The organism is Streptomyces cyaneofuscatus, from assembly GCF_000718135.1.
Taxonomy (GTDB): domain Bacteria; phylum Actinomycetota; class Actinomycetes; order Streptomycetales; family Streptomycetaceae; genus Streptomyces; species Streptomyces cyaneofuscatus.
This window is the reverse complement of the sequence record NZ_JOEM01000013.1, coordinates 351,526-363,523: the sequence shown is the minus strand read 5'-3', so window position 1 is coordinate 363,523 and position 11,998 is coordinate 351,526. Positions and strand designations below refer to the sequence as shown.

11 protein-coding genes are annotated in these 11,998 nt (G+C 71.5%); 2 read left to right on the top strand and 9 right to left on the bottom strand.

Annotated features, from left to right (window positions below; genetic code table 11):
• Window positions 1-369 precede the first annotated feature (369 nt).
• Window positions 370-1,377, bottom strand: coding sequence for a stage II sporulation protein M (locus tag IF17_RS0122865; RefSeq protein ID WP_030568831.1), 1,008 nt, complete (start codon window positions 1,375-1,377; stop codon window positions 370-372).
• 120 nt (window positions 1,378-1,497) lie between these two features.
• Between IF17_RS0122865 and IF17_RS0122860 the strand changes: the two genes are divergently transcribed.
• On the top strand, window positions 1,498-2,466 hold the full coding sequence (locus IF17_RS0122860; RefSeq protein ID WP_030568829.1) for an RDD family protein: 969 nt from the start codon (window positions 1,498-1,500) through the stop codon (window positions 2,464-2,466).
• On the opposite strand, the gene IF17_RS0122855 is transcribed toward IF17_RS0122860, so the two are convergent.
• From IF17_RS0122855 to IF17_RS0122820, 8 genes are all read right to left on the bottom strand, one after another.
• The gene (locus tag IF17_RS0122855; RefSeq protein WP_030568827.1) at window positions 2,463-3,092 is read right to left on the bottom strand and encodes a hypothetical protein; all 630 of its coding nucleotides are present in this window, start codon (window positions 3,090-3,092) and stop codon (window positions 2,463-2,465) included. The two genes, IF17_RS0122860 and IF17_RS0122855, sit on opposite strands and share 4 nt — an antisense overlap.
• A 238-nt stretch (window positions 3,093-3,330) precedes the next feature.
• Entirely contained in the window at window positions 3,331-4,788 is a 1,458-nt protein-coding gene (gene ahcY / locus IF17_RS0122850; protein WP_030568825.1) for an adenosylhomocysteinase, read from the bottom strand.
• Between the two features lie 274 nt (window positions 4,789-5,062).
• Entirely contained in the window at window positions 5,063-6,070 is a 1,008-nt protein-coding gene (locus IF17_RS0122845; RefSeq protein WP_030568823.1) for a cation diffusion facilitator family transporter, read from the bottom strand.
• An 87-nt stretch (window positions 6,071-6,157) separates the two neighbouring features.
• Window positions 6,158-7,366, bottom strand: coding sequence for a mannose-6-phosphate isomerase, class I (gene manA, locus IF17_RS0122840; protein ID WP_030568821.1), 1,209 nt, complete (start codon window positions 7,364-7,366; stop codon window positions 6,158-6,160).
• Between the two features lie 94 nt (window positions 7,367-7,460).
• Window positions 7,461-8,594, bottom strand: a complete 1,134-nt coding sequence (locus IF17_RS0122835; RefSeq protein WP_030568819.1) for an SIS domain-containing protein — start codon at window positions 8,592-8,594, stop codon at window positions 7,461-7,463.
• Window positions 8,595-8,750: 156 nt separating this feature from the next.
• A complete protein-coding gene (locus IF17_RS0122830) occupies window positions 8,751-8,933 on the bottom strand; it encodes a Trm112 family protein (protein ID WP_030568817.1) in 183 nt (60 codons plus the stop codon).
• A gap of 389 nt (window positions 8,934-9,322) precedes the next feature.
• On the bottom strand, window positions 9,323-10,690 hold the full coding sequence (locus IF17_RS0122825; RefSeq protein WP_030568815.1) for a phosphomannomutase/phosphoglucomutase: 1,368 nt from the start codon (window positions 10,688-10,690) through the stop codon (window positions 9,323-9,325).
• Between the two features lie 67 nt (window positions 10,691-10,757).
• Window positions 10,758-11,135, bottom strand: coding sequence for a DUF3499 domain-containing protein (locus IF17_RS0122820; RefSeq protein ID WP_030568813.1), 378 nt, complete (start codon window positions 11,133-11,135; stop codon window positions 10,758-10,760).
• A gap of 477 nt (window positions 11,136-11,612) precedes the next feature.
• On the opposite strand from IF17_RS0122820, the gene IF17_RS0122815 reads away from it, so the two are divergent.
• Entirely contained in the window at window positions 11,613-11,972 is a 360-nt protein-coding gene (locus IF17_RS0122815) for a metallopeptidase family protein (protein ID WP_030568811.1), read from the top strand.
• Window positions 11,973-11,998: the final 26 nt, after the last annotated feature.

Below are 11,998 nucleotides of genomic sequence, written 5' to 3'. Positions count from 1 at the left end.
TCGAGGTTCTTCGCTTTCGCGTTTTCCCTTTCCGGCGGTTCCAACTTTACCAGACTCTTTTTCGTTCCGTTTCCGGTCCGAATTCGATTTCCGGTGGCCCGTGGAGTGGCCTTGCCTTTCGGCTGATTCGACTTTATCAGAAGCGCGTCGACCGAATGAACGGTCCGTGATTCGAGTAAAGGGAATCGGTGGCTCTGCGGGGTGTTTGCGAACTCACCGCCGCGAGCGAAGTAGACACTATGCGCTTCACTCGAACTTGTCTAGTCCGAGGCAACCGTTTAAATCTACCTCCCCACATCTCCCGTGTCAACGGATTTTGTGGGCGAAGAGGAGACTAGCAGCTCAGCGGGGGCGAACGCACACCGGTGGTCAGGCGGCGGAGGGAAGCTCGGCGCTGCGTTCGACCGCTGTGAGGTCGCCGGTGTCGCCGGCTCGTACCGCGCGGCGGCCCAGGATGTAGACGTACGCGAGAAAGGCCAGTTCAGCGATGATGCCGATGGTGATCCGGGCCCAGGTCGGCAGGCCTGACGGGGTCACGAAGCCTTCGAGCAGGCCGGAGACGAACAGCACCAGGGCCAGGCCGATCGCCATGCCCAGTGCGGCGCGGCCCTGCTGGGCGAGGGCGGTTCGGCGGGAGAGGGGGCCGGGGTCGATCACCGTCCAGCCGAGGCGGAGCCCCGTACCGGCGGCCACGAACACCGCGGTCAGTTCGAGGAGGCCGTGCGGGAGGACCAGGCCGAGGAAGACGTCCAGGCGGCCTGCGGAGGACATCAGGCCGATGCCGACCCCGAGGTTGAGCATGTTGATGAAGAGGATCCAGACCACCGGTAGGCAGAGGAACGCGCCCAGGACCAGGCACATCGCGGCGGCCTGGGCGTTGTTCGTCCATACCTGCGCGGCGAACGAGGCCGCCGGGTGGCTGGAGTAGTAGGTCTCGTACTCCCCGCCGGGGCGGGTCATGGCCCGGAGGTCGTCCGGGGCCGCTATCGCGGCCTGGACCTCGGGGTGCGTGCCGATCCACCAGCCCAGGAGGGCTGCCACCAGCGTGGACAGGACGGCAGTGGGGACCCACCAGTGACGTGAGCGGTAGACCGCCGCCGGGAATCCCGTGGTGAGGAAGCGGGCCGCGTCGCGCCAGGAGGCCTTGCGGGTGCCCGTGACCGTCGCCCTGGCCCGGGCCACGAGCTGGGTGAGGCGGGTGGTGAGCAGCGGGTCGGGGGTGGTCGACCGGATCAGGGAGAGATGGGCGGCCGTGCGCTGGTAGAGGACGACGAGCTCGTCCGCCTCCGCGCCCGTCAGACGGCGCCCTCGGCGCAGGAGGTGGTCGAGGCGGTCCCACTCCGTGCGGTGGGCGGTGACGAAGACGTCGAGGTCCATGGGCGGCTGTTGCTCCAGGCATGGGTGCGTACGGGGGCCGTACTACTGCGGCACGCTGCGGGTCAGCTTGGCAGACTGGGGCCGGCCGGGGCAGCGAAGGTCGGGAAGAGTGGGGGCGCGATGAGCGAGTTGGTGACCGGGGACGCCGTTGTCCTGGAGCTGAGGCCGGCGAGACTGCCGAGCCGGGCGCTGGCCGCGGCGATCGATCTGGCGGTGGTCTTCTGCGTCTTCATGCTGGTCTCGGTCGTGGTGGGGATCGCCTCCGTCACCCTGGACGAAGCCGCTGTCGCGGCCATCGGGGTCGCCTTGTTCCTGCTGGTGCTGATCGGGGGGCCGATCGCGGTGGAGACGCTGAGCCACGGCCGTTCCCTCGGGAAGCTGGCCTGCGGGCTGCGCGTGGTGCGCGACGACGGCGGGCCGATCCGGTTCCGCCACGCGCTCGTGCGGGGGGCGATGGGGGCCGTGGAGATCCTCATGACGTTCGGGGTCGTGGCCTCGATCGCGTCGCTGGTCTCGGCACGCGGGCGCCGGCTCGGTGACGTCTTCGCGGGGACGCTGGTCATCCGGGAACGTGTGACGGCCAAGCGGTCGGTCGCCGTGCCGCCGCCTCCGCCGTGGCTGGTCGGCCGGTTCTCGCAACTGGATCTGTCCGCCGTGCCGGACGAGCTCTGGCTCGCGATACGGCAGTACCTCACGCGGATGCACCAGCTGGATCCCGGCGTCGGCAGGTCGATGGCTGCGCGGTTGGCCGACGAGGTTGTTTCGCGGACGGGGATCGCTCCGCCGCAGGGGATTCCGGCTGCCGCATTCCTGGCCGCGGTGGTTCATGAGCGGCAGGCGCGTGATGCCCGGCGGGTGTTCGCGGGCGGGCGGGGCGCGTCCTCGGCCGCACCGGTGCCTGTGGCTGGGGCGCCGGAGTCTGCGGGCATTGCTGGGGCCGTCGGATTTGCTGCGCCTGGCGGGGCTGTTACGCCTGCTGCGTTTGGCGGCACTGTTGCGCCCGGCGCGTCTGCCGGTGGTGCTGGTTCCGGTGCGAAGGAGCAGAAGGGGACGGGCGGGTCCTCGGCGGGGTTCGCTCCGCCCGGTTAGCCGGCGGGCGGGGAGAGGGGCGGGGACGGAGGTGTCTCCAGGTGCTCCAGCTCGATGCCCGGGGCCGCGAGGACGACGTCCCCAGCCACGTGAACGGTGTGCCGATCACCGGTGTCCAGGGCGCTGACCTGGTATTCGTCCACGATCAGAGGGCCGTTGTCAGTGGCGTGCGCTTCACTGTTCACCAGAGCCCAGGACTGGTCGCCGGTACGCGGCGCGAGGACCGGGTCCGTGAAGGTGACCACGCGGACGCGGGTCTCGGGGGAATCGGGGGTGAGGCGTAGAAATCGGGTCAGGGCGATGAGGAACGCGGGGGAGGTTCCGGAGAAGGCGTGGGCGCGGACGTTGCCTTCGGTGGCGTCGGTGCCGGTCGGGTCGGTACGGACCCAGGTGACGCCTTCCAGGGCGGCTCCCCGTACCTGCCAGCTCGCGGAGTGGAGTTCGAGACGGATCGGTCGGCCCAGTTCGTCCAGGGCCAGGTCGACGGAGCCCAGATGGTCGCCCGAGGGGGACGTGGTCTGGGAGACGTAGCGCCAGCCGGAGGGGCCGGGGGCGCAGTGGAAGTGTTCTTCGCCGAGGGGGGTGTGATCGTGAAGATCGTGGAGCGAATACCTGCCGCGGGGCATGGGGTCCTTCGGGTTCCTCGGGCTGTGCGGGGGCGGTAACCAGGGGCGTTGACGGGACAAGCCCCCGACACGGGGGTGCGGGGGCCTGTCTCGTCAGCTGCCGGTCAGCGGCCGCTGCTGCTGCTTGCTACGTGATGCGTGGTACGCGGTGCGTGGTGCGTGGTGCTGCTGAGGGCCGGTGCCGTGCGGCGGCCGGGACGGGATGGTGCATGCCTCCCTGACCGCCGACGGTGCCGGATCAGTAGCGGTAGTGGTCGGGCTTGTACGGGCCGTCGACCTCGACGCCGATGTACGCCGCCTGCTCGGGGCGGAGCGTCGTCAGCTTGACGCCGAGGGCGTCGAGGTGGAGTCGGGCGACCTTCTCGTCCAGGTGCTTGGGCAGCACGTAGACGTCGGTCGGGTACTCCTCCGGCTTCGTGAAGAGCTCGATCTGCGCCAGGGTCTGGTCGGCGAAGGAGTTCGACATCACGAAGGACGGGTGGCCGGTCGCGTTGCCGAGGTTCAGCAGGCGGCCCTCGGAGAGCACGATGAGGACCTTGCCGTCGGGGAACTTCCAGGTGTGGACCTGGGGCTTGACCTCGTCCTTGACGATCCCCTCGACGGCGGCCAGGCCGGCCATGTCGATCTCGTTGTCGAAGTGGCCGATATTCCCGACGATGGCCTGGTGCTTCATCTTGGCCATGTCCGAGGCCATGATGATGTCCTTGTTGCCCGTCGTGGTGATGAAGATGTCGGCCTGCTCCACCACGTCGTCGAGGGTGGCGACCTGGTAGCCGTCCATCGCCGCCTGCAGCGCGCAGATCGGGTCGATCTCCGTGACGATCACGCGGGCGCCCTGGCCGCGGAGGGACTCCGCGCAGCCCTTGCCCACGTCGCCGTAGCCGAGGACGACGGCGGTCTTGCCGCCGATCAGGACGTCGGTGGCGCGGTTGATGCCGTCGATCAGGGAGTGGCGGCAGCCGTACTTGTTGTCGAACTTCGACTTGGTGACCGCGTCGTTCACATTGATCGCGGGGAACAGGAGGGTGCCGTCGCGGTGCATCTCGTAGAGGCGGTGGACACCGGTGGTGGTCTCCTCCGTCACGCCGCGGATCTCGGACGCCAGCTGGGTCCACTTCTGCGGGGCCTCACCTAGGGTGCGGTTCAGCAGGGTGAGGATGTGGGCATACTCCTCGCTGTCCGCCGTCGACGGGTCCGGGGCCGCGCCGGCCTTCTCGAACTCGACGCCCTTGTGGACGAGGAGGGTGGCGTCGCCACCGTCGTCCAGGATCATGTTCGGGCCGCCGGTGGGGGTGTTCGGCCAGGTCAGCGCCTGCTCCGTGCACCACCAGTACTCCTCCAGCGTCTCGCCCTTCCAGGCGAAGACCGGGACGCCCGCGGGGGCCTCCGGGGTGCCGTTCGGGCCGACGGCGATGGCCGCGGCGGCGTGGTCCTGGGTGGAGAAGATGTTGCAGGAGGCCCAGCGGACGTCGGCGCCGAGGGCGACGAGGGTCTCGATGAGTACGGCGGTCTGCACGGTCATGTGCAGCGAGCCGGTGATCCGGGCGCCGGCCAGCGGCTGGGTGGCGGCGAACTCCTTGCGGATCGACATCAGGCCGGGCATCTCGTGCTCGGCGAGAGTGATCTCCTTGCGGCCGAAGGCGGCGAGAGAAAGGTCGGCGACCTTGAAGTCCTGGCGGTTGGTGACCGTCGTCATAACGGGGCTGCTCCTCGTGATGGGTCGAGGTGGGCTGTCTGGGCTGACTCTGCGGCGACGGACATACGAATGCCCGAGCGCGTTCGCAGTGCAGTCCGTCGGAGGCCCTCTGTCCCTCGCCCGGCTCGCGTCCGCGGACCGGTCGACCGCCATCAGCAGCGACGTCTGTTCCGTATCCGAATCTACACCGAACGGCCCAGTGACCCCCAGCCCGTTCGTGGAGACGGGCGTGTGTGAGGGGTCACCGGGCCGATCGGGGCCGATGTGCGGTGGGTCAGTGGCCGAGATCCTTCGGGCCGCCCGGAGCCGCCGGGTCCTGCGGGGCCGGGGCGCCGGGTGTCTTGCCGGGGTTGGTGCCGGCCGCGGCGGCCTCCGCGTTGAAGATGTCCGGCTCCAGGTAGATGACCCGGGCGATCGGGACGGCCTCGCGGATCCGGTTCTCGGCGGCGTTGATCGCGTTGGCGATCTCGACCGCGGTTTCGTCGTGCTGGACCGCGATCTTGGCGGCGACCAGCAGCTCCTCGGGGCCGAGGTGGAGGGTGCGCATGTGGATGATGCCGGTGACGGTGTCGCCGTCGACCACGGCCGCCTTGATCTTCTCGACCTCTTCGAGGCCGGCGGACTCGCCGAGCAGGAGGGACTTCGTCTCGGCGGCCAGGATGATCGCGATGACGATCAGCAGGATGCCGATGCAGAGGGTGCCGATGCCGTCCCAGACGCCGTTGCCGGTGGCGAGGGCGAGGCCGACGCCTCCGAGGGCGAGGATCAGGCCGACGAGGGCGCCGAGGTCCTCCAGGAGGACGACCGGGAGTTCGGGGGCCTTGGAGCGGCGGACGAACTCGGTCCAGGAACGGTCGCCGCGCGTCTGGTTGGACTCCTTGATCGCCGTACGGAAGGAGAAGATCTCGGCGATGATCGCGAAGATCAGGACCCCGACCGGCCAGTACCAGGCCGTGATCTCGTGCGGGTGCTTGATCTTCTCGTAGCCCTCGTAGACGGCGAACATGCCACCGACCGAGAAGAGGACGATGGAGACGAGGAAGGCGTAGATGTAGCGCTCGCGCCCGTAGCCGAACGGGTGCTGCGGGGTGGCCTCGCGTTTGGCCTTCTTGCCGCCGAGCAGCAGGAGGCCCTGGTTGCCCGAGTCGGCGAGCGAGTGGACGCTCTCCGCGAGCATCGACGAGGACCCACTGAAGAGGAACGCTACGAATTTGGCCACGGCGATCGAGAGGTTGGCGACCAGTGCCGCCACGATCGCCTTGGTTCCGCCGGACGCGCTCATGAGTGCGTGATGTCCCTTCCTCGGTGTACGGCAGGTGGTGCCGCGCTGCGGCGGCACATTGTTGCAGCCGCGGGGAGGGGTGATGAATCAGGCCGCCACCGTGGCACGGAAGAGTGTGCCCGATCCCGTGGCTTCCACCGCTTCTGCGGCCGGTACGTAGACGGACTGCCCGGGGGTCAGGTCAAGTTCGCCGACCCGGACGGTGCCCGCCGTGCAGAGCAGGATCTGGGGGGTGGAGGCGGTCAGTTCGGCGGGCGCGGCCCCGGACGCGAGGGTGTAGCGGGACAGGGCGAACTCGTCGACCGGTGTCTCGTACCGCTCCTCGCCGGAGGGTGACGCCTCGGGGCGCAGTACGCCGGGTTCGGTGGCCTCGAAGCGGACGATGCGCAGGAGTTCGGGGACGTCGATGTGCTTGGGGGTGAGGCCGCAGCGCAGCACGTTGTCCGAGTTGGCCATGATCTCGACGCCGAGGCCGTCGAGATAGGCGTGCGGGACGCCGGCGCCCAGGAACAGGGCCTCGCCGGGCTGGAGTTGGACGTAGTTCAGCAGCATCGCCGCGAGGACGCCGGGGTCGCCGGGGTAGTTGTGGGCGATGCGGGCGTACGGGGCGTGGGCGCCGCCGAGGCGTTCGCAGGCGGCCGCCGCCTCGGCGACGGTGTCGGCCATCTCCGCCGGGTCGGCGCCGAGGATGGCCGTGAGCACCTCGCGGAGGGCGGCCTCCTCGGGGTGGGCGCGCAGGAGGTCCACGTACGGCTTCAGGGAGTCGACGCCGAGGGCCTCCATGGCGTCCGCCGCCTCGGTGGGCCTGCGGAAGCCGCAGAGGCCGTCGAAGGGGGTGAGGGCGCAGATCAGCTCGGGCTTGTGGTTCGCGTCCTTGTACGTGCGGTGGGGGGCGTCGATCGGGATGCCCCGGGCCTCCTCGTCCGCGTAGCCCTTGCGGGCCTGGTCCAGGTCGGGGTGGACCTGGAGGGAGAGGGGGGAGCCGGCCGCGAGCAGCTTGAGGAGGAAGGGGAGGCGGGGGCCGAACCGGGCGACGGTGGCCGCGCCGAGTTCGCCTTCGGGGTCGGCGGCGATGACGTCGGTGAGGGGGCGTTCCGCCGGGGTGGCGGTGGTGTCGGTGGTGCCCTTGGTGTCTGTGGCGCTCTTGGGGCGGGCTATACGGGAGGGGGCTCCTGGGTGGGCGCCCATCCACATCTCGGCCTGCGGTTCGCCGGTGGGGGCGGTGCCGAGCAGGGCGGGGATGGCCGTGGTCGAGCCCCAGGCGTAGGGGCGTACGGTGTTGGACAGCCGGTCCATGGAGTCGTCCTAGGGGTCGTGCGGTGCGCGGTGCGCGGCGGGTGTGGCTTGGGGCGTCGTCGTGCGGGGGTGCGTCGGGCGGGGTGCGCCTTCGTCAGGTGGGGGTTGAGGCCAGCGAGAGGTACACCGCTGCGAAGTCTGTGATCGCGAGCAGTTCGGCCAGGGTCTCCAGTTCGCTGCCCTCGTCCGGTTCCAGTTCGCTGACGGGGGTGTCGTGGCCGAGGGCCAGTTCCCGGGCCGCCGGGTAGGCGCTCAGGCCGCCCGCCGGGCGGTCCCGCAGCAGGACGACCCTGGCTCGGAGGGTCTCCCCCTCGTCCACCCGGTCCCGGAAGAAGTCGTCCGGGTCCGCGCCGGCCGCGAAGTCCCCCGCGAGCAGGGTGCCGTGCGAGGGCAGCGCCTCGGGGAGTTCCGCGGCGAGGGCGGGGCGGCCCGCGAGCTCGGACAGTACGGCGGCGAAGCGGCGGCCGACCGGGCCCGCCGCCTCGCCCTCCGTCCACAGCAGCGGCAGGCTGTCGGCGAGCTCGGCGGCGAGCGTCTTGGCCGGGTTGCTGTACGTGGCGATGGCCGGGCCGCAGCGTTCCGCGGTGCGGTCCAGCCGGTCGGCGACCTTCTGCAGCTCCTCGGCGGGGGCGGTCACCAGGCCCACCCGGTCGAGCAGGGCCAGCAGCGGGGTGAGCAGCGCCCACAGGGTGCCGGGGCCGGCGGCCGAGGTCTCCGCGTCGTACTCGCCGTGCGGGGCGGCCGCCATCGGGACGACCAGACCGTGCACCCCGTCCACCGCGTCGCGCAGCGGGGAGCGGGTGGGGGCGACGGCGACCACGGTGCAGCCGCGGCGGTACGCCTGCTCGGCGAGGAGGACGAGGCCGGGCTCCGAGCCGTCGGCGGTCGCGATGAGGAGGAGGTCCACCGAGCCGGCCCAGCCGGGCAGGGCCCAGCGCAGGGCGCCGGGGGCGGGGGCGACGCCCGTGGGGTGGATCCGGGTCACGGGGGCGGCCGCGCCCGCCAGAGCGCCGATCAGGTCGGCGACGCCGGATGCGGCGGTGCCGGGGCCGGCGACGAGGACGGCGCGGGGGCGGCCCTCGGGGTTCAGGCCGCCGATGCCGGCCTCGGCGGCGTGCCGGGCGGCGGTGCGGACCCGGGCGCCCGCCTCGGCGGCGCCGCGGAGCAGGTCGCGGCGGTCGGCCCTGGCCAGGGCTTCCGGGGCGTCGAGCAAGGACTCGTCGAGCATGGCGGTGGGCCTCCGATCACCGGGTGGGGTGCGGGATGCGGGTGCCGGGGCGGTGGCGGGGTGCCGGGGGTGGGGGCGGGGTCCTGTTCGGGGTGCGCCCCTGGCCGTCCGGGCCGGCGTGCCGCGCGCGGTTCCCGTACGCGCTTCGCTCGCTTGTCAGGCGGGGCGGCGCGCCTCGTCGACGAGCAGGACCGGGATGCCGTCCCGGACCGGGTAGGCCAGGCCGCAGTCGGCGCCGGTGCAGACCAGCTCCGGGCTGTCGTCCGCGGTGCGGTCGTCGAGCGGGGAGTGGCAGGCCGGGCAGGCCAGGATCTCCAGGAGGCCGGCTTCGAGCGGCATGGGGTGGGTCCCTTCGAGCGGTGCGATTTCTGATTCACGTGGATCAGGCGTCGTCAGCCTACCGCTGGGGGGACGGGGGCGCGGTTCGCCGGGGGGTGAGGGACGGGGGATGGGGCGGTGGGCGCCTGCGGCGGGCTGTTCCCCTACCCGCCCCTTCCCGAAACCGGGGCTCCGCCCCGGACCCCCCTTTGTCCTCAAGCGCCGGACGGGCTGGGGTTTCGGGGCTCCGCCCCGGACCCCCGCTCCTCAAACGCCGGAGGGGCTGAAAGGGAACGCCGGAAGGGCCGGAACGCGGGCGCCCGGAGGGGCTGGAGAGGCTGGAGAGGCTGGAGTGGAACGCCGGAGGGGCTGAAGTGCGGGCGCCCGGAGGGGCTGGGGTGGCGGGGGCCTCAGGCGCGGATCAAGGCCAGGACCTCGTCCCGTACCGCCGTCATCGTCCGCTCGTCCCTCGCCTCCACGTTCAGGCGCAGCAGAGGTTCCGTGTTCGAGGCGCGGAGGTTGAACCACCAGTCCGTGGACGTGACCGTCAGGCCGTCCAGGTCGTCGAACGTGATGTCGTCGCGCGTGCTGTAGGCGGACCTGATGGCGGTCAGGCTGGCCGCCTGGTCGGCGACCGTGGAGTTGATCTCGCCGGAGCCGGCGTAGCGGTCGTAGGCGGCGACGAGTTCCGAGAGGGGGCCGTCCTGGCCGCCCAGGGCGGCCAGGACGTGGAGGGCCGCCAGCATGCCCGTGTCGGCGTTCCAGAAGTCGCGGAAGTAGTAGTGCGCCGAGTGTTCGCCGCCGAAGATCGCGCCGTGCTCGGCCATCTCCGTCTTGATGAAGGAGTGGCCGACCCGGGTGCGGACCGGGGTGCCGCCGTTCTCTCGGACCACCTCGGGGACCGACCAGGAGGTGATCAGGTTGTGGATGACCGTGCCCTTGCCGCCGTTGCGGGCCAGTTCGCGGGCGGCGACCAGGGCCGTGATCGCGGAGGGGGAGACTCCGGCGCCCCGCTCGTCGACGACGAAGCAGCGGTCCGCGTCACCGTCGAAGGCGAGGCCGAGGTCGGCGCCCTCGGCGAGGACGCGGGCCTGGAGGTCGACGATGTTCTTCGGGTCGAGGGGGTTGGCCTCGTGGTTGGGGAAGGTGCCGTCGAGCTCGAAGTAGAGGGGGACCAGGTCGAGAGGCAGGCCCTTGAAGACCGTGGGGACCGTGTGGCCTCCCATGCCGTTGCCCGCGTCGACCACGACCTTCAGGGGGCGGATCGCCTTGAGGTCGACCAGGGCCAGGAGGTGGGCCGCGTAGTCGGTGAGGGTGTCGCGTTCCGTGATCGTGCCGGGGGTGGGGGACGCGGGGGGCTGCGGGGCGCCTTCCGACCACTGCTCCACGAGGGTGCGGATCTCCCTCAGGCCCGTGTCCTGGCCCACCGGGGCCGCTCCCGCCCGGCACATCTTGATGCCGTTGTACTGCGCGGGGTTGTGCGAGGCAGTGAACATCGCACCCGGGAGGTCCAGCGCCCCCGACGCGTAGTACAGCTGGTCTGTCGAGCAGAGGCCGATGAGCGTGACGTCCGCGCCCCGGGCCGCCGCGCCCCGGGCGAAAGCGCCGGACAGGGCCGGGGAGGTGGGGCGCATGTCGTGGCCGATCACGATCGCGTCGGCGGCCGTGACCTGGACGAACGCGGCTCCGAACAGCTCGGCCAGCGACTCGTCCCACTGGTCGGGCACCACGCCACGTACGTCGTACGCCTTCACGAGCTGCGACAGATCAGCGACCACGGCCGGTCCTCCTGGTGTTTACGGAGGGTCCAAACTACCCGGCCGGGAGATACCCCAGGAGGCGGCCTCAGGAGTCCGGGGAGCGCAGCACTCTCAGGTGGCCCCGGCGGGCGACTTCCACCGGGTCGGCGGCTCGCGGGCCCCGGCCCACGCCGTCCGGCCCGCGGTCGTGCGGCCGGGCCGCTTCCCGTACCGCGTTGGCCAGGGCTTCGAGGTCGTCACCGCTGGGGTGCGCGGGGGCGGAGCCGTCGGAGAGGCGCACCACCTCCCAGCCGCGTGGCGCGGTCAGCCGCTCACTGTGCTCGGCACAGAGGTCGTAGCAGTGGGGCTCGGCGTAGGTGGCGAGCGGGCCGAGGACCGCAGTCGAGTCGGCATAGACGTACGTCAGTGTCGCGACGGCAGGGCGGCCGCACGCGGTGCGCGAACAGCGACGTACAGGGCTCACGATGTTGGACGGTACCGCACTCTTGAGCGGGCTGCGACGACTCTCCCCCGGCTCACCCCACCGTGTCGCCCTGTGGTCCTCGACACACCCCCGCCTCCCGCGGCCCTCCTGACCTGCGCCGCGGCGGGGGCGTGGTGCGGGACGGGTGGTGCGGAGGGTACGCGCCGGGGCGGATGGCGGCGTTCCGCTCACCGTCGGTGATCGGATCTGGGGCCTGAAAAAGGCTCAACCTTGGCCTGAATGTTCAACTGTGGACAGAAGGCCCACATCGGGGTGGCCGGCCGGGATGTTCCGGCCGGCCGGCGGCCGAGGGGGAACGGTCGGTGGGGCGGCCGGGGAAACGGTCGCGGCTCCGTGTCCTCGGCACGATCGGGCCGTCCTGGGGAGCGTTACGCTGCGTCGGTGATGGACAGCTCCGTACCTTCCCCCCACTCGTTCGAGCCGCGGCCCCGGCGCCGCGACCGTCATGGCCGCGGTATGCGGGGGCCGGTCGCGCCGCCCCAGGTGCCGCTGTCGGCCAGCCGGGGCGAGGTCTTCCGGGATCTGGTCCAGGACTCGGTGGAGCGGCTGGAGCGGCGCTGGCCCCAGCTGGCCGAGGTCGACTTCGTCGTCCTGGATGTGCCCAGCGATCTGGAGGACAGCGTTCCGCTCGGCAGCGCCGTATCGGCGGCCAAGGGACGGCCCGCGCAGATCGTCGTCTACCGGCGGCCCATCGAGATCCGCACCAAGAACCGCGACGAGCGCTCCCTCCTGGTCCACGAGGTCGTCGTCGAGCAGGTCGCCGAGCTGCTGGGGCTGGCCCCGGAGTCGGTCGATCCGCGGTACGGGCAGGACTGAGTCCGTCCCTACCCGCGCCCGCGTCG